At 48.3% G+C, this 18370-nt stretch carries 17 protein-coding genes; 9 read left to right on the top strand and 8 right to left on the bottom strand.

Annotated features, from left to right (window positions below):
• Nucleotides 1-192: 192 nt before the first annotated feature.
• The 5 genes from trxA (at nucleotide 193) to NX722_RS22110 (ending at nucleotide 5449) form a co-directional block, all read left to right on the top strand.
• Nucleotides 193-516 (top strand): thioredoxin TrxA, encoded by a 324-nt coding sequence (gene trxA / locus NX722_RS22090; RefSeq protein ID WP_262565036.1) that lies wholly within the window; start codon nucleotides 193-195, stop codon nucleotides 514-516.
• Between the two features lie 507 nt (nucleotides 517-1023).
• Nucleotides 1024-2283, top strand: coding sequence for a transcription termination factor Rho (gene rho / locus NX722_RS22095; RefSeq protein ID WP_262565037.1), 1260 nt, complete (start codon nucleotides 1024-1026; stop codon nucleotides 2281-2283).
• Between the two features lie 116 nt (nucleotides 2284-2399).
• Nucleotides 2400-3875 (top strand): 4-hydroxy-3-polyprenylbenzoate decarboxylase, encoded by a 1476-nt coding sequence (gene ubiD, locus NX722_RS22100; protein WP_262565038.1) that lies wholly within the window; start codon nucleotides 2400-2402, stop codon nucleotides 3873-3875.
• A 5-nt stretch (nucleotides 3876-3880) separates the two neighbouring features.
• Nucleotides 3881-4603: an NAD(P)H-flavin reductase gene (locus NX722_RS22105; protein WP_262565039.1), complete on the top strand. Its 723-nt coding sequence runs from the start codon at nucleotides 3881-3883 to the stop codon at nucleotides 4601-4603.
• Nucleotides 4604-4801: 198 nt separating this feature from the next.
• Nucleotides 4802-5449, top strand: coding sequence for a TetR/AcrR family transcriptional regulator (locus tag NX722_RS22110; protein WP_262565040.1), 648 nt, complete (start codon nucleotides 4802-4804; stop codon nucleotides 5447-5449).
• A gap of 42 nt (nucleotides 5450-5491) precedes the next feature.
• On the opposite strand, the gene parC is transcribed toward NX722_RS22110, so the two are convergent.
• The 3 genes from parC to NX722_RS22125 all read right to left on the bottom strand — a co-directional run bounded on the left by parC (nucleotide 5492) and on the right by NX722_RS22125 (nucleotide 9304).
• Nucleotides 5492-7747, bottom strand: coding sequence for a DNA topoisomerase IV subunit A (gene parC / locus NX722_RS22115; RefSeq protein ID WP_262565041.1), 2256 nt, complete (start codon nucleotides 7745-7747; stop codon nucleotides 5492-5494).
• 59 nt (nucleotides 7748-7806) lie between these two features.
• Complete coding sequence (locus NX722_RS22120; protein ID WP_262565042.1) at nucleotides 7807-8508, bottom strand: endonuclease; 702 nt, start codon at nucleotides 8506-8508, stop codon at nucleotides 7807-7809.
• Nucleotides 8509-8659: 151 nt separating this feature from the next.
• Nucleotides 8660-9304, bottom strand: a complete 645-nt coding sequence (locus tag NX722_RS22125) for a queuosine precursor transporter (protein ID WP_262565043.1) — start codon at nucleotides 9302-9304, stop codon at nucleotides 8660-8662.
• 218 nt (nucleotides 9305-9522) lie between these two features.
• Between NX722_RS22125 and NX722_RS22130 the strand changes: the two genes are divergently transcribed.
• Nucleotides 9523-10440, top strand: coding sequence for a cation diffusion facilitator family transporter (locus tag NX722_RS22130; RefSeq protein ID WP_262565044.1), 918 nt, complete (start codon nucleotides 9523-9525; stop codon nucleotides 10438-10440).
• Nucleotides 10441-10474: 34 nt separating this feature from the next.
• Here the strand turns inward: NX722_RS22130 and NX722_RS22135 are convergent, their stop codons facing one another.
• On the bottom strand, nucleotides 10475-10696 hold the full coding sequence (locus NX722_RS22135) for a hypothetical protein (RefSeq protein WP_265442377.1): 222 nt from the start codon (nucleotides 10694-10696) through the stop codon (nucleotides 10475-10477).
• A gap of 95 nt (nucleotides 10697-10791) precedes the next feature.
• On the bottom strand, nucleotides 10792-12045 hold the full coding sequence (locus NX722_RS22140; protein ID WP_262565046.1) for an FAD-dependent monooxygenase: 1254 nt from the start codon (nucleotides 12043-12045) through the stop codon (nucleotides 10792-10794).
• Between the two features lie 151 nt (nucleotides 12046-12196).
• On the opposite strand from NX722_RS22140, the gene NX722_RS22145 reads away from it, so the two are divergent.
• Nucleotides 12197-13915, top strand: a complete 1719-nt coding sequence (locus NX722_RS22145; protein WP_262565047.1) for a hypothetical protein — start codon at nucleotides 12197-12199, stop codon at nucleotides 13913-13915.
• Here NX722_RS22145 and NX722_RS22150 read toward each other — a convergent pair.
• The 3 genes from NX722_RS22150 to NX722_RS22160 all read right to left on the bottom strand — a co-directional run bounded on the left by NX722_RS22150 (nucleotide 13912) and on the right by NX722_RS22160 (nucleotide 16901).
• Complete coding sequence (locus NX722_RS22150) at nucleotides 13912-14166, bottom strand: hypothetical protein (protein ID WP_262565048.1); 255 nt, start codon at nucleotides 14164-14166, stop codon at nucleotides 13912-13914. The two genes, NX722_RS22145 and NX722_RS22150, sit on opposite strands and share 4 nt — an antisense overlap.
• Nucleotides 14167-14221: 55 nt before the next feature.
• Nucleotides 14222-15133: a cytidine deaminase gene (gene cdd / locus NX722_RS22155; protein WP_262565049.1), complete on the bottom strand. Its 912-nt coding sequence runs from the start codon at nucleotides 15131-15133 to the stop codon at nucleotides 14222-14224.
• A gap of 565 nt (nucleotides 15134-15698) precedes the next feature.
• Entirely contained in the window at nucleotides 15699-16901 is a 1203-nt protein-coding gene (locus NX722_RS22160) for an ISL3 family transposase (RefSeq protein ID WP_262563714.1), read from the bottom strand.
• Here NX722_RS22160 and NX722_RS22165 point away from each other — a divergent pair.
• Both NX722_RS22165 and murI read left to right on the top strand, forming a co-directional pair.
• Nucleotides 16900-17382, top strand: a complete 483-nt coding sequence (locus NX722_RS22165; RefSeq protein ID WP_262565050.1) for a hypothetical protein — start codon at nucleotides 16900-16902, stop codon at nucleotides 17380-17382. The two genes, NX722_RS22160 and NX722_RS22165, sit on opposite strands and share 2 nt — an antisense overlap.
• A gap of 141 nt (nucleotides 17383-17523) precedes the next feature.
• The gene (murI, locus tag NX722_RS22170; protein ID WP_265442378.1) at nucleotides 17524-18360 is read left to right on the top strand and encodes a glutamate racemase; all 837 of its coding nucleotides are present in this window, start codon (nucleotides 17524-17526) and stop codon (nucleotides 18358-18360) included.
• Nucleotides 18361-18370: the final 10 nt, after the last annotated feature.

An 18370-nucleotide genomic window follows, 5' to 3' on the forward strand; every position in this document is an offset into this window, starting at 1 on the left:
TTACTGCAAGGGTGTGTTTACTTGAAAGCCGGACTCAGCATAACAGAAGGCGGCTTGTCTCACATAACAGATCATTAATTCCTGGCTGATCCTGCAAAACCATGCAAATTTAAAAATTCGAACAATTGTTTCTCAGGCAGACCGTTTGCTATGATTTCGAAACTGAATGCAAATGGCTAGGAGACCCATTCCATGAGCGATATTGTCAATGTGACAGACGCTTCCTTCGAAGAGGACGTACTGAAGGCTGACGGACCGGTACTGGTCGACTACTGGGCAGAGTGGTGCGGCCCCTGCAAAATGATTGCACCGGTTCTGGATGAAATTGCCCAGGACTACGACGGCAAGTTGAAGATCTGCAAACTGAACATCGACGAAAACGAAGCCACTCCACCCAAATATGGCGTGCGCGGTATCCCGACCCTGATGCTGTTCAAGGGCGGCAATGTAGAAGCGACTAAAGTCGGCGCTCTGTCCAAATCTCAGCTGACTGCATTTCTGGACAGTAACCTCTGATCCTTTTCAGGGAACAGGCAAGCCAGAAATGGCCGGATGTTATTTTGGTATTTTCATCCGGCGGTCTGCCTGATGCCTGCACCAGCATTGCGCTACTTTCATCATTGCGCTACGTTCGTCAATGCAACTCAGACAGACCTTTCAACGTACTGAGCAGAAAAAAGAATAATAAAACCTATTTAAAGTTGACGAGACACTAGTTCTTGATTATTTTCCAGAAAAGGATATAGACTGTTGGAGTGACACATGTCAGACGCCAACGATTGATAAATTGGTACAATGACAGTCAATAGAATTATTTCCGGCCGGGCTTGTTTTGAATTCTTTCGAGCCAACACTCACTTAATTCAAGTACATGACCTAAACATCGGGCTGTAGCTGAAAGGCTGTAAACAGCTTTCGCAGGGATTGGCATTAAGCGATCCTTAAAATAATAATCTCAATAATACCTGATTTTCCTGCAACTACGACGGCCACTACCTTTCAATATAACGTTCTCAAACTGTTATGCATCTTACCGAACTAAAGAAACAATCTGTTCCTGAGCTTCTGGCAAAAGCCAATGAAATGGGCCTGGACAACCTCGCCCGTTCACGAAAGCAGGACGTAATATTCTCTATCCTCAAGCGCCATGCCCGCAGCGGGGAAGACATCTTTGGCGAAGGCGTTCTGGAAATCCTCCAGGACGGCTTTGGCTTCCTGCGATCTGCCGACAGTTCCTATCTGGCAGGCCCTGATGATATTTACGTATCCCCAAGCCAGATCCGCCGTTTTAACCTGAGAACCGGCGACAGCATCTCGGGTAAAATTCGCCCGCCAAAAGAAGGTGAGCGTTATTTCGCGCTGCTGAAAGTTAACGAAATTAACTTTGATCAGCCTGAAAATGCCCGCAATAAAATTCTGTTTGAAAACCTGACGCCATTGTTCCCGCAGGATCGTCTGGTGATGGAAATGGGTAACGGTTCTACAGAAGACCTGACCGGTCGAATTATTGATCTGGTCTCCCCAATCGGCAAAGGTCAGCGCGGTCTGATCGTATCTCCGCCAAAAGCCGGTAAAACCCTGATGCTGCAAAATATTGCAGCCAACATCACCCGTAACAACCCTGAATGTCACCTGATTGTACTGCTGATCGACGAACGTCCTGAGGAAGTGACAGAGATGGCACGTTCTGTTCGTGGAGAAGTGGTCGCGTCCACGTTTGACGAACCACCATCACGTCACGTTCAGGTGGCCGAAATGGTACTGGAGAAAGCCAAGCGACTGGTTGAGCACAAGAAAGACGTTGTCATTCTGCTCGACTCCATTACCCGTCTGGCACGTGCTTACAACACCGTCATTCCATCTTCCGGCAAGGTTCTGACCGGTGGTGTGGATGCCCATGCCCTGGAACGTCCGAAGCGTTTCTTTGGTGCTGCCCGTAACATTGAAGAAGGCGGCAGCCTGACCATCGTAGCCACCGCACTGGTGGATACCGGCTCCAAGATGGACGAAGTGATCTTCGAGGAATTTAAAGGTACCGGTAACATGGAACTGAACCTCGACCGTCGCATCGCTGAAAAGCGTGTGTTCCCGGCTATCGGTATTAACAAGTCCGGTACTCGTCGTGAAGACCTGCTGACCACGGAAGAAGAGCTGCAGCGCATGTGGATTCTGCGTAAAATCCTGCACCCAATGGATGAAATACAGGCCGTTGAATTCCTGCTGGATCGTATGAAGCACACCAAGACCAATGAAGAGTTCTTCCAGGCCATGAAGCGCAAGTAAGTCTTCTTCTTTTTCTACAGAAACAGCTACCCCGTAGCCGTTTCTGTAGAAAAGCCTCCCTTCCTGATAACAATACAATCAGCCCCTATAACGATAACCTCCCGGCAGTAGAATCCATGAAATACAGGGACCTTCGAGATTTTATCCAATTGCTGGAACAGCAGGGCGAACTGAAACGAATTTCCGCTGAAGTCGACCCTTACCTGGAAATGACCGAGATCAGCGACCGAACCCTGCGTAAAAAGGGACCGGCACTACTGTTTGAAAACCCTAAAGGCTTTGATACGCCGGTGTTAACCAATCTGTTTGGTACACCACGACGAGTAGCCCTGGGTATGGGGCAGGACAATGTCAGCGCCCTGAAAGAAGTCGGGCAGTTACTCGCTTACCTGAAAGAGCCCGATCCCCCCAAAGGCTTTAAAGATGCCTTGCAGAAGCTTCCGATTTTCAAGCAGGTTCTAAACATGGGCCCCAGGGTGGTCAACAACGCTCCCTGCCAGGAAGAGGTCCTGAAAGGTGATGAGGTTGATTTAAGCCGACTGCCCATACAAACCTGCTGGCCCGGCGACGCCGCCCCCCTTGTCACCTGGCCTCTGGTCATCACGAAAGGTCCTGAAAAAGACCGCCAGAACCTGGGCATCTATCGCCAGCAGCTGCTTGGACCCAACAAGCTGATTATGCGCTGGCTGTCTCATCGTGGCGGCGCTCTTGATTACAGGGACTGGCAGCAAAAACATCCGGATAAGCCCTTTCCTGTTGCCGTTGCATTAGGCGCAGACCCGGCCACCATTCTTGGCGCTGTGACACCGGTTCCGGACTCCCTGTCAGAATATGCGTTTGCAGGTCTTCTGCGTGGTTCCCGAACCGAACTGGTCAAATGCAAAACCAGCGATCTGCAGGTACCAGCCAGTGCCGAGTTTGTTCTGGAAGGGCATATCCATCCGGGGGAATTGGCAGAAGAAGGTCCCTATGGTGACCATACCGGCTATTACAACGAAGTCGAATCCTTTCCGGTGTTCACTGTTGACTGCATCACCCACCGCAAAGAGCCGATCTACCACAGCACCTACACAGGCCGTCCACCCGATGAACCCGCCGTACTTGGGGTCGCGCTGAATGAAGTGTTTGTTCCAATTCTGAAAAAACAGTTTCCGGAAATTGTGGATTTCTACCTGCCACCGGAAGGCTGCTCCTATCGCATGGCCGTTGTCACCATGCGTAAAGAGTATCCGGGACACGCCAAGCGTATTATGCTGGGAGTATGGTCATTTCTCAGGCAGTTTATGTATACCAAGTTTGTGATCGTGACTGACGATGACGTGAATGCACGGGACTGGAATGACGTAATATGGGCAATGACCACCAGAATGGACCCCAAACGAGACTCCGTATTTATTGAGAACACGCCCATTGATTACCTGGACTTTGCCTCTCCTGTCGCTGGTTTAGGTTCAAAGGTGGGTTTTGACGCAACCAATAAATGGCAGGGTGAAACGGACCGTGAGTGGGGCAGGGTCATCACCATGAGCGATGACATTAAAAACCGGGTCGACGATCGTTGGCAGGAACTGGGCATTTTTCCAGAGGAATAATGACAATGAGCAATAACGTTTCGGAACAGGCTTTTGATGTAACCGACATTCATCCGGCAGGTTCTGACATTTACCGGATTATCCTGAAACCCCGGTCAGGTTTTGTACCGCCTTACCGGGCCGGGCAATACCTGGAAATTCTTTTACCCAACAAACAGCCCTGCGCCTTTTCCATCGCCTGCGCACCGTTAAACCAGCAGGAAGAGCTTGAACTGCACATACAAAAACTGCCAGACAGTTTAAACTCGACTTTACTGTTTGATCAGCTTGATAACGGATGCGTTGATGTTCGTATGCCTTCAGGCAACTGCTTTCTGCCAGAGCCCCTGCCGGAGACGCCTCTGGTGTTTATCGCGGCAGGCACAGGCTTCGCCCAGATGAAAAGCATGATAGAACACTGCCTGAACCTGAAACACTCCGGAGACATTCATCTGTACTGGGGCGCTCGTACGCCTGCTGATTTCTACCTGCCCTACCTGCCTGTGGAATGGTCAGCCAGAGGTATCCATTACCACCCGGTGGTCAGTGATGCCGATGACGACTGGTGTGGACGTCATGGTTTACTCTATCATGCCATCCTGGCTGACAAAGACCGGCTACTCAGAGGTCATATATATCTGAGTGGATCGCCACAAATGGTTTATACGACGGCAGACGCTATTGAAAGAGCTGGCTTTAATCGACAGAGTATGCACTCAGATGTTTTTGACTATGCGCCCAGACCTTGATTTAAAACGACAGTCGACTACTGCTACTTCATTCTTGTCTCTATTTCACTGAATAATAATTACTTTATATTAACTGCCACCTTTCACTTATAAGTCATTGGACGTTTAAAAACTGAAGTTATTGAATGGCAATTATGTAGCCCTTGTCTATATTGGTACTCGACAGTCATAACTCACAACTTAAACATGGTACCTGTCATGCAATCTTCTGCGTCCACTATTGGGCATACAGGAATAAAGACCAGCCGGGCCCGACAGAAAAATATCCAGGTCATACTCAAAGCCGCTGAAGACGAATTTGTGATCAGTGGGTTCAAAGGGGCTTCGATCCGTGACATTGCGAACCGGGCAGGGCTTCCTAAAGCCAATGTACACTACTACTTCAACAGCAAAATGGACCTGTACAGTGCCGTACTCTCCCACATAATGGATTTGTGGGAAGCGGTTTTCAGCGGACTGAATCCAGAGGATGATCCAGCCAGAGCATTACGACAATACATTAACGCCAAGATGCAATACTGTCTGGCTCATTCGAGTGCTTCCCGCATTTTCAGCAGTGAAATCCTTCACGGAGGTCAGCACCTTAAAGAACACTTCAAACATTTTAAAGTCTGGATCAACGACAAATCCAGAGTGATTCAGGCCTGGATTGAGCAGGGAAAAATGGACCCGGTCGACCCGTTGCATCTGATGTTTACCATTTGGGCAACCACACAATATTACGTAGACTACAACCCCCAGGTAGCCTCTGTCTTAGGGAAGGAAGAACTCAGTGAAAACGATATCCAGGCTGCAACTGATCATTTGTGCAACCTGGTTATCAAAGGCTGTGGTATCAGGGTTTAACGCTTCCCTAACCACGTCCTGCTGACAAGGCAGTGGATTTAACTATTCACTGTCGCCTGCCACTTCAACACTGTCTACCTTCTGGAAACCTCTGGGCAACTTGTTACCCCGACGCCCACGCTCACCATGATAGTGCTCAATATCTGTCGGCTTCAGCGTCACATGACGTTTACCCGCCCGTAGCACCAGTGAATCGCCTTTGCTGAAGACCGCCAGGGCAACCAGAATTTCAACCCGCTCTGCCGCCCTTGCCGTTGCAATACTGATAATTTTATTACCCTTGCCCCGACCAAGTTTTGGCAGCTCAGACAATGGGAACACCAGCATTCTGCCTTCATTGGTAATGGCCGCCAGCAGCTGTTCTTCACCCTGTACGGGTACAGGCGACATCACTCTGGCATTTTTGGGCAGGGTAAGAAGCGCCTTACCCGCTTTGTTCTTGCTGACCATATCGCCGTGCTGAACCACAAACCCATAACCGGCGTCTGATGCCATCAGGTAACAATTACTGGTATCCCCCACGCATAACCCTTCAAAGGTTGCGCCGGAAGGTGGATTGACACGTCCCGTTAAAGGCTCGCCCTGACCACGGGCAGAGGGCAGGCTATGGGTTTGAACCGAATAGGCGCGTCCGGTGGAATCGATAAAGACAGACGACTGATTACTCTTGCCTCGTGCCGACAGTCGATATTTATCACCCGACTTGTAGTTCATGGTAGAAGGGTCGACTTCATGACCTTTGGCACAACGCACCCAACCTTTTTCCGACAGAATGATGGTAACAGGCTCTGAACTCATCAAGTCTGTCTCAGACAAAGCCCTGGCTTCCTGACGCTGTTCAATGGGTGAACGACGTTCGTCGCCATATTTCTCTTTATCCGCAATAATTTCTTTCTTGATCAGGGTCTTCAAACGACGCTCGGAGCTTAATATCAGCTCCAGTTGCTTACGTTCTTTATCCAGTTCTTCCTGCTCAGCACGAATCTTCATCTCCTCAAGCTTTGCCAGCTGACGCAGCTTGATCTCCAGAATGGCATCAGCCTGCAACTCAGACAGCCCAAACTTTGCCATCAGGGCTTCTTTGGGTTTGTCTTCACTGCGAATAATATCGATCACTTCATCAATATTCAGGAAAGCTACCAATAATCCTTCCAGAATATGCAGGCGTGCCAGCACCTTGTCGAGACGATACTGCAAACGCCGACGCACCGTGTCAGTCCGCCACGACAACCATTCGGTCAGCATACGATCCAGTGATTTAACCTGTGGCCGACCATTGACACCAATCATGTTCATATTGACCCGATAGGTCTTTTCCAGATCAGTGGTAGCGAACAGGTGATTCATCAGGCCTTCCACATCAATGCGGCCGGACTTGGGAACGATCACCAGGCGGGTAGGGTTTTCATGGTCAGACTCATCACGCAGGTCAGCCACCATTGGCAGCTTTTTCGCCTGCATCTGGGCTGCAATCTGCTCCAGCACCTTGGCACCTGAACACTGGTGGGGCAGGGCGGTAATAATGATATCGCCCGATTCCTTCTGATAAACCGCACGCATCCGGATAGACCCACGACCCTGTTCGTACATTTTGAGAATGTCTTCACGGGGCGTGATGATTTCAGCGTCTGTCGGATAGTCTGGTCCCTGAATATGTTCAACCAGCTCTGCAATCGTTGCCTTCGGGTTTTCCAGCAGATGCACACAGGCATCGGCGACTTCGCTCAGGTTATGGGGAGGAACATCAGTAGCCATACCGACCGCAATACCCGTGGTGCCGTTCAGCAGCAGGTTGGGCAGGCGGGCAGGCAGAATGGAAGGCTCTTCCAGCGTGCCATCGAAGTTAGGTAACCAATCTACGGTACCCTGTCCCAGCTCACCCAGCAGAACATCCGAGTATTTCGTCAGGCGGGATTCGGTGTAACGCATCGCTGCAAACGACTTGGGGTCGTCAGGAGAACCCCAGTTGCCCTGACCGTCCACCAGCGTATAGCGATAGGAAAACGGCTGTGCCATCAGCACCATGGCTTCGTAACAGGCACTGTCGCCATGGGGATGAAACTTACCCAGCACATCACCCACGGTACGGGCAGACTTTTTGAACTTGGCCGTATTCTTCAGACCCAGTTCACTCATCGCATAGACGATACGACGCTGCACCGGCTTAAGCCCGTCGCCAATATGAGGCAGAGCCCGATCCAGAATGACGTACATGGAATAATTCAGGTAGGCACTTTCTGTGTACGCTCGCAATGACTGGCGTTCTATTCCGTCGTCGCCAATAACGGTTTGTTCCATTCTGATAAAATCCGGAAGCGTTAATGAATCGAGTTATATTATCATACCTAAGAGTCAGACTATCCGGCATGTGCTGAAACGTAAGGGTTCTCCCAGCCCTGAACCCGCGAAATCTTGTCATTGCGCTGAACCTCCCACTCAGTCGGTGGGTACATTTTGTCCCAGGCTTCGTAAAGCTTCCGCTGGCCGTCGCTGAGCCGGAATGGGTAACGGTCTTCCATATACAGATAAATTCGTGCAATTTTGCCCCGTTTGGCTATGGGGGGCTGCGCCTTGCGTTCTTTGAAGTTCACCTTAAAGTCACACTGCCCGTACATTTCCGGTGTGTCGAGAAGAAAGCCAAACCGGTAGTTAGACCGATCACCATTCACTTCACCCACCGCCGGGGTCAGGTTGTGCAGGTCGGCTTCCATACGGCGAAATTTTTCATTCTTGCCACAGTTTCTGCGACCGCCATCCTGCCAGCATTGTAGCTGATGACCAAACTCCCAGGCAGGTACGACATGTTCCCATTCAATGCGGTTGGCGCGAGCTTCCTGCTTGCGTATTTCATAACCACAGGATTCAAGATCGGGAACCAGCTTTTTACCTTCGCGCCTGAACTCGCAGTCACAGTAAAAGCTGGTCATATGGGTATGGTAGATTTTTTCAGCTTCACGCTTGGCCTGTGAGAAACTCTTCGGTGCAGAAGGTGCAGAAAACGCCTGAAATGAAATGGCACAGAGGCCTGCCAGCAAAGCAGCTTTAGAGAAAAACGACATTGGGTAAGACACTCACAAATTCCGACAGATGACTGGAAAATATTTGATTGTATCTTTAGTGATGGAAAGAGATAAGCAGCAGGGAATAAATTATACGTCTTAAGCCGTCTGGACAAACCAGACGGCTTGGAATGCCGATTAAGAGTGCATATCAGGCGTAAGCTGTCTGTACTTCTGAAACAATTTGTTTCTTCAGCACCGATACCCCCATATACACAACAGGTGTATCAATCGCCGCAATCAGCATTTTAACGATCCACTGTCCAATAATCATTTCACTGATCGGAAACACACCATAAAAGGCAATCGTTACAAAAACGGCTGAATCAATCAGTTGAGAAGAGAACGTAGAAGCGTTGTTACGCAGCCACAGGTGTTTACCATTGGTCGCCTTTTTCAAACGGCTAAAAATAGTGATATCCAGATACTGGCTGGAAATATAAGCCACCATACTGGCAATGATAATACGTGGGCTGTTGCCTAATACCTGTTCGAACACTTCCTGTCCCTGCCAGAAATAGGCGGCTGGCCAGACGATAGCCAGCTGAATCAGCAAGGTCACTGAAATCATGGCAACAAAACCCGCCAATACCATTTTACGCGCTACTTTTTCGCCGTAGACTTCACCGATAATATCGGTGCAGGCAAAGGTAATTGCGTAAGCCAGCACACCCGCAGGTACGGCAAAGCCGGCAACATTGATGATTTTTGCAGCCAGAACTGCTGCGATGGCCATGCCGGAGAAGAACAGAGAAAAGACGATCATTCCCGGCAGTGGGTATTCCCGGGTACTCATAAAAAGAGACTCCTCGTTTGAAACCGCTGTCGTTTATAGAATATGTACGAAAGTACATAATTTGCAGGCCGTGAACCTTATCGGTCTATCTGCATGAGGTCAATGGGGGCTTATCAGCAAAAGGGGGGAAACAGGGTAATCCGGTATTTTCAAACCGATCCGGTCATCTTAAGGTTACAGTCGGAAAACTCATAAAAATGCCTATAACCATGGACTCAATGACTGATACACAACTATCGCCGTCTGTTCATAACACAGAGCTGACAGCACACACTGTTACTGTTACAACCGGGATTGGCTTAATCGTTAACCTGGCTCTTTCTGTTCTGAAAATTCTGGCGGGAACACTGGGCAACAGCCGGGCTATGGTGGCTGATGGTTTGCACAGCCTTTCCGACCTTGTCAGTGACTTTGCGGTGCTTGCCGGTGTAAAAATCTGGTCAAAACCTGCCGACAGTCGACATCCATACGGGCATCAACGCTTTGAAACCCTGGCTACCCTGTTTATTGGGGTTCTAATGGTTGGTACAGGCATTGGCATAGCCTGGGATGCTTTTTCTTCCTGGGATGAAGGAAATATTTCCAATGCAGGACCTGTTGCTCTGGTTGCCGCACTGATCTCCATGGTTTCCAAAGAAGTTCTGTTCCACTGGACTCGACACAAAGGCAAACAGGTTAACTCGTCAGCTCTGATTGCCAACGCGTGGCACCATCGAAGCGATGCGTTAAGCTCAATACCCGCTGCCATTGCGGTGCTGGTATCAATGTTTCTGCCTCAGTTTGCCTGGATTGATCTGGCGGGTGCGCTCATTATTGCGCTGTTTATCCTGTTTTCAGCCTTTAAAATCTGTTCCCCTGCACTGGGTTCTCTGGTAGATACCGGAGCTTCAGAAGACATTATCGAGCGGCTCCATGAGCTTGCAGTCACCGTTGAGGGCGTTAAGGGCATTCACCGGTTAAGAAGCCGTTACCATGGTGGGTTGTTTGTGGATATGCACCTGAACGTTGATGGCACTCTGACCGTCAATCAGGGGCATGATATTGCGTTAGCGGTTGAAAAGTTATTGCTGGAAGAAGGGCCTCATATTCTTGAGGTACTGATACACGTTGACCCGTGGAATGATAAAAAGCATTAAAACGCAAAAGGGCAGCTGAAGCTGCCCTTTAGAATCAGTCACTATATTCTTCCATGGGAACCAGCATTTCCGAGAGCTGAACGCTCAGCATGCCAATCACAAAAACCACCAGCATCATGCCCGCACCGGACTGCACGGAAGACCATAGAGAGTCATGCTGGATCAGGTAATAATAAGCCGTTCCCAAAAACAGCCACATCCACCAGTAACCTAAAGAAGCAATTGCAGCCAGTTTTAAAAAGGCTGATAGCACCATCCGCATATCCTGACTCCCTACCTGAAATATTCAGCAGAGAATCGTAACGCCTCTGAGATTCCAGAGGCATCAGGGATTAACGCAAACACCGTATCTTATTGTAATAGCCATTCCGGCTTTTTACCGGAAACACCCATCGCATACTTCATCACCTGCGTAACTGCCAGCCTGTTTTTCCCGGCAATGGCCAACATCGCATTGCGGGCAAGCTTCAAGGGCAAACTGTTATTGCTGAATGTGTAATAGAAAGCATCCATTGTCGACATCATTAACAGATTGTCTTTACGTCTGGCCTTTTCATAGCCCGCCAGAACATCGACAGAGCCCGGGTTACGCTGCTGTTTTTTTGCATCAAACAGGTGTTGAGCCAGCCAGGCAACGTCCTGAAAACCAAGATTTACACCCTGACCTGCCAGGGGGTTTATGGTGTGGGCAGCGTCTCCCACCAGAACCACACCCGGTTTGTAGTAAGTTGCAGCATGTCTTCTGGCTAAAGGAAAGTAGCTGCACTCGTGCAACGCTTTTATTTCTGGCAACTCACCGGGAAAGGTGGTCACTATTTCATCAATAAGCTCATCAGTGCGATGCTGGTTAGCGAGCAACATTAACCGCCGAATCGGTTCCGGCTGGTGATACCACACGACAGAGGCATAGCTCCTGCCGTTGATATCAGGCAGGGGCAAAAACGCCTCGGGGCCAGTCGGGGTGAATGCCTGCCAGGTGATGTCCTGCTGCCCGCCAGCAATTTCAACGGTGGCGACAAAGCACTGCTGGGCATATTCAGACGTTTCAAGACGAATACCTGCCTGTTCACGAACTCTGGATTGAGCGCCATCTGCTCCGACCAGCAGTTCACCGGTGAAGGCGCGCCCATCCTGCAAAATAAGTTCGGGTTGTTGACCAGAGAGGTTTATGTGTTCAATCGTCACCGGACAATGCAGGTCTACACTGCCATTGTCTTTTAAGGCTTCCAGCAAACCCAGCTGAGTAACCCGGTTTTCGACGATAAAACCCAGCTGCTCAAAGTGAGCGTCTGCGGCGTCAAACAGGGTTTGATTGAAGTGTTGGCTAAAAGAATGCTCAAGCTTTTCCCAGACAGCCATTTTCCGATAGGGACACATGCGCATGGATTGCATACGTGACCAGGCTCCAACCTTTTGCAGCAAAGCTTCTGAAGCCTGACTCAATGCCGACACACGAATATCAGGTAAAGCCTCTGCCGAAAATGGTTCAGGCATTTTCTGGTCGAAAATCGCTACTGTAATACCATGCAAACCCAATGCCGCTGCCAATGCCGCACCGACCATTCCCCCACCAACTACCAGTACATCGTAATGTTTTTTACTCATGGTTGTTGCTCTTTATCGTTGCCTTAACAGTCGCCATTCTGGTCTTTTTTTTGTGATCATCAGAGCATAAGTACTCAAGAACTTGCAACTCCCTCAGTCACTGCTAAACAAATACAGTCAATAAATATAATGTCTGAACGAGGAAGACAAAATGAAATATCGGACTTTTTCGATGGTCTCTCTTTTTGCAACGTTTCCCGCTTTGGCTTTTGACTTGGGTTTTAGCTCAGAACTCAGTGGGTCAGCAGGGATTTTTGGTTCAATGATGACATCAACAAGGCTCGAAGCTCCCCCTCTTGAAGCAGGTTTCATCAGAAAAGATGCTATTTTAACTGACCACATAGCAGGCATCACAAGCAGCCAGATAGTGCCAAAACCGCAGCAAACTCAACAGGTAGCACTGCCTCTTTACGGTATCTCTGCCCAGATTTCTCGTGACACAAGGGGTCAGCAGTCTTTGTCATTCAAACTCTCTGAAAAATCCGGTAAGGCACTGCCTGAATCAAGCCAGCAGGATGCTTTCGGCTATCAAAGTCTACTGCTTACAATAGCCGAGCCCGTTGCTAATAATAAACTTAAGATTTTGTTTGATGAGGCCAGCTCCAGCTTTGTTCTCTCTTCAACAGCAGCAACAACACACAGAATCAAAGTGCCTTCCCGTGTAGACAGACAGGGTTACCCTGAAGGGATTTTGACCGGTTTTTCAATGCTTCACCACACGTCATTAGAGGATATGACCAGTGCCTGGTTCTGCTATGACAAGAATGCAGGTTACTTTTTATACTCCACTTTCTACTCCACTTTCTACTCCACCATAGCCTGTGATGATGGTTCACACTTATCATGGGATAAAGAGGAAAACTTATATAGTTATCACGCAGTAGCAGCTGCACCTTCTCCAGCTCCACCTGATTTCTCATTTGGCTGGCAACAGTTTGGTTATGATGAAAGCTGGCCCTTGTCTTACGAATACCTGCTTCTGACATTCAAAGGAAAGCCTGTCAGAGTTTCTGCTATAGGGGATGTCGGCTCTGAGGGAAAACCTGACGACGGAAATACCCCATCGAGTAACAATAATTCGGGCAGCAAATCCCCTTCTTCCGCAACTTCCTCAAACACACCGCAAAGCCCGTCTTCATATGCTGTAAGGCGTAACAGAGATTACTCCGGTTCTACAGGGGCAGCAGGGGCGGGGGGGAATGAACCTCCCCGCAGACCAGTCAAGTATGAGAAAGAAGAACCAGAAGACGGTGCTGTTTCCGACAAAACCAAGAAAAAACACAGAGAAAAAATACCTAAAGACTCTGGAGTTGTGACATTCTTTCCATCCACCCCAAACTTAAAACATTCACTACATACAGGCGCTGTATACAAAGAAAAACAGCAACTAACTCATAAGCAGATACGTATAATGATGATTTCTATTCGTAATGAAAAGTTAAAAGAACATCTCAATAATGCTCAGGAAAGTATTCAGAGTTCTATACAAATGCTGTCTGCTCCAGATTCACCGGCATCCCAGCATCTTCAGACTGCACTTAATTCGATACAATTAGCAACAGAACAATATTCCCCTAATTCACAAGATGGAGAGACGCAACCTGAACCTAAAGCTACTGACACTGACACTGAAACTGACACTGAAACTGAAACTGACTATAGTGACGACAGCGGACAAGAAGAAGGCTTTGACACAACCGATGAATATCCTGCTTTATCCAATAGCAAAGAAAACAGCATAATAAAGAAGCAGAAGAGAGAACATAATAAAAAACCTACCAAAAAACCAAAAAATGACCGTTCAAATAAAGATGGTAAAAAACATCACAGAAAAAACAAAGATCGCATTAGACCTGAAGAATATTTTTAGTCTGTTGTTGAAGGTTTGTCGTCTTTGCTCTTATTTCGCCGGGCTCTGCGCTCGGCGATTTTTCTTTTCTTTTTACGAGCCTTGCGCGCAGCCAGTTTTTTCGAACGGATAACATCGGAATGATCATGGGGCAAAACAGGGTTGTACTGTTTGTCATCCTGCTTTTTATGTTGCTGTTTCTCTCCTGAACCATCGTCAGGGTTGTGACCGTAATCCAGATTCGTGGATGTGGTGGAAGGATCTATTTTCATCGTTGAGCGTCCCTGCCCGAGATATGCATCATTGCTAACTTACTTCCTGTTAAGTTTAGACCCTGAAATACTGAAGCTTGACACCATAGTCAGCCAGAAAAGCTTCTGCCAGGTAGCGTTGTGAGCTGGTTCCCTGCTGTTCAACCATAACGGCAGCGACAATACGATCTTCTGGCTGCGCCAGCAATGCCATCCGCCAGTTAACAACCGCCGCCTCCATGGCTGAAATACCCGGGTTAAACGCAGCATTCTCTCCATAGCGCCCGGTAACTACCCGCCCACTGGACAGTTGCAGAGCCACACCCGCCCGGCTGTTTGAAACAGGCGCATGACTTCGCCGGGCCGCCTCCAGAGCAGCCTGAGCCAGTTCATTGGTTTCTGCCAACGGCTTTTCTGAAAACGACAATGAGTAACAAACATCGCTCATCAGGTACTCTTTGATACCCAGGTCATCAGGACCAAAAGCATCCGGCAGCAGGTCGCCAATCTTACAGGTAACCACCTCCCCTCTGGAGGTACGATCAATAATGATCTGCATGTCATCAACCTTGTTCAGTTCTTTCAAAAACTGGCGACAATGACCGCAGGGCGCTTCATTCACCATCAGGCGTTTCAACCAGGTTTCCCCCTGGTGCCAGGCGTTGGTGACAACACACTGCTCAGCATGGACAGTGATTTTCAGGGGATGCTGAGAAAACTCAAGGTTCGCACCAAAATACAGATTACCACTGCCGCCTTCTGCTATGGTTCCTACCTGAAAACTGGAAACCGGAGTAACACTCAGGGAAGCAGCGAGAGGCAATAGAGCTTTCATCAGCTCCTCGATTGTCATATTCAGACACGACAACAATGAGTCAACCTGCTTTTTATCCAGACGCCCCGACTGTGTGGACAGCGTTTTCAGAATCGATGCAGGTTCAGCAGGAAATTCGTTCAAAAGACTATTGAAATTGTTGTTAGTCTGCATGACATAATGACCAGTAAGAAATTAACGGATCATTACCATACCGAATTGCACTGCTCTGTCCAGTTTTCAGGTAAACTGCACGCTCCGGTGGACGGTTGCAGTATGAAGCGGCAGAAAGCCTTCTGAATCCCCTTCGACAACAATGGCAGTGAGCAAGACATCAGGAACAGCAAGGCGAAACAGAAAATATCAGGATGCATCCGAAGCAAGAAAAGAGCGAAAATATTATAACCTGGTACGAAGTGGTATCTCATCGGTGAGGAGGCAGGAGCATAACTATGTTAGGTATACACAGCCTTATTACTCTCGGAAATCTTGCATGCCATCATGTTTATAATGAACTTGCGTTCACGGCTATCAACCATCCTCCTGGTTTTCCTAGCTACAGGCCATCTCCCCATCCCGCAAATATGTCTACTCCGAACATGGGTGATGATATGTTTGGAGAGAAACGAAGTATACACGCAGAGTTAAGAGTACGCAGAACTGAATTTCTTGGAAGAAATCCAAGTGTTAGGCAGCAAGCTGCGTGGTGTAAAAAATGGCTCTTTTACAGGTTGGCTGATCATTTTACAGCCTCCTGCCTGATTTTAAGATAGAGGTAATCAAGATCATTGTAGCCACAAGCTTTGTAGATAATCCGTTTGATGACTCCATTGAAAGCTTCAATCTTCGCGCTGGTTATACGATGATGGCAGTACGACAGCAAGCCCTCTCTTGCCCTGTCCAAGCCCTTAGCAAACCTCTTAAGTTCTGCAATTCCGGTTTCTTTTGCTAACTCTATCCATCTATCCAGAAACTTGCCGGCACACGCTTTGTACGTGTACGTCCATAGCTGTTTGAGCATGTCTTTCAGGATGTAAGCCTGATTGAGATCCTCGTTCATGCTCAAGAGCTCTTTCAGACTGCTTTCTCGCTTTGGAGTCAGGTTCTCAGGGTTCATGAACAGGTTGAACCGCTGACCCTTGATAAAGGGCTTGTTCTCTTCTTCAGCCTGACGCCACTCCCTGCGCCTTATCTGATCTATCACATCATTATAATTGGCAATAATGTGAAACTTGTCGTATACAATATCCGCATTGGGCAAGTGCTCTTTCACCGAAGCCTGATAGCTGCCACCACGGTCTATGCCAACACACTCGATGCTCGCTTTTTGCTCTTCAGTCAGGCTGCTCAAGAACTCATCCAGAGTCTCTTTTCGCTTGCCTTCACCAAGGAAGAGGGTTTCTCCTGAGTCGGCGTTAAGAACAACGGTAAGATACTGATGGCCTTTGCCAATGGATTTTTCGTCAATGAGCAGAGCGCGAATACCGTCACGCTTTGGAGCTGGAAGCATTCTCAGCAGCATCTCTTTATCCCAACGACGGGCAGTACCACCGGATATAGCAATGAATTCAGGCACCTTGTCGCAGGGCATATAGCGACATAAATGGCTGACGTGTCGTTTAAGGCGATCGGTTGCCTGAGCCTTGGGAGTTAAACCAGGAATAGTAACGGTTTCAATATTGTTGCAGTGTGAGCAGCGGCCCTGAAAAGCTGTGAAGAGAAGATTTACCTGTAGAACTCCCAGTGGTAAATCCTGGACACACCGATCTTTTGTCTTCATTTGTCCCATAGGGGTTTCACATTGACTGCATTTCTCGTGCTGAATTCGGCCATCCCTGCGGAGATAGACAAAAGCTTGTTTGACTTCCCAATCAATATCAATCTGCTCGATTACCCAGCCGGGAAATGCGAACATAGGACGTAGTGAGGGTGTTGTACACATGTCTGATCCTTCAGAAATTTTGATCTGTTCAAATCAATCTTTCCTGAAAGGCTATTTCTGTTGCAACCCCTCATTTTCCATCAGCCAACCTGTAAAAGCCCCTAAAAAATTAGGGTTTGGGACGTGTGATGACTTTGCATCTATAGCATATAATTATTTATCAAATATAAAGCAATCACCTGATTTACATATAGGAATAGTCCGAACTGAGATCAATTACGACCATACTTTTTTACTATTAGATAGTAAGCCTATCCTGCCGGAGTTTATTTTAGGTGGTGAAAGATTTAAGAAAGCACTTCAAGGTTCTGTTGTATGTGACCCCTGGGCTAACTGTACTTTTCCTGCTTCGGACACCAGCTGTATTATCAAGTACTTTAGCTTAATACCACGATTTAATGGTATCTCCTTTTCATCAGGTCTTGTGCTTACAAGAAAGCATCCAGAATGGACCGAAGCCGAAAAGAACAGTCTCTTTTAGAGTGAAGCTGAATCAGTGACTCCCTGGTTAGACTCCTCACTGCTTATGAAATCCCCAGGAAACAGCGAAGAGCTCTTATTTGCAAACCGGTTGACAGCGTCTACCCTGTTTTATTTTGTGGAACAACGACACCCTTTATCTATGCAACAATCCGCTCAACCACTCGCTCAACAAGAGCAACAAAAGAAACCCATTGTTATCTTCGACTCCGGCGTTGGAGGGCTGAGTATTTATCAGGAAGTCAAACGCAGACTGCCGGGGGTTGAGGTTATTTACTGTGCGGACAACGAGGCATTTCCTTATGGTCCAAAACCAGAAGCGGAAGTCATTGACAGGACGCTGTATTGCCTGAACCAACTGGCAGAGCAATATCAGCCAGCCCTTGCCATTATCGCCTGCAATACCGCCAGTACCATCTCTCTGCCCCGCGCACGACAGGCACTGCAAATTCCAGTGGTGGGCGTTGTTCCAGCCATCAAACCGGCGGGGGAATGGTCAAAAAAGCGCAGTATTGGACTGCTGGCCACACCGGGAACCATTGCCAGAGAATATACTCATCAATTAATTCGTGATTTTGCCAGAGACTGTGATGTCATTTCTGTGGGTTCCAGTGAACTGGTTGCCATGGCAGAACGCCACCTGCGTGAACAGCCTGTCAGCCATGAGGAATACAAAACCGTCGTTGAACCTTTTTTTGCCAATGGCAAACAGCCCGACTGTATTGTATTAGGCTGCACCCACTTTCCTTTGCTGGAACAGCAGCTTCAGGCCGCCTGCCCGGTTCCCATTCACTGGATTAATTCCGGCGAAGCCATTGCCAGACGGGTTGAATTTCTACTGGAAACCATCCCTGATTCCAGCACACCGACCTCTGACCGGTTTATCTATACCGGCAGCCCTGACGGCATTCATGGCCTGATGCCTGCACTGGAAGCAATGGGATTTGAAGAAGTGCATCAGCTGGAGCAGGGTCGTTAACCCCTGCTCA

This window comes from Endozoicomonas gorgoniicola (genome assembly GCF_025562715.2).
Taxonomy (GTDB): Bacteria; Pseudomonadota; Gammaproteobacteria; order Pseudomonadales; family Endozoicomonadaceae; genus Endozoicomonas_A; species Endozoicomonas_A gorgoniicola.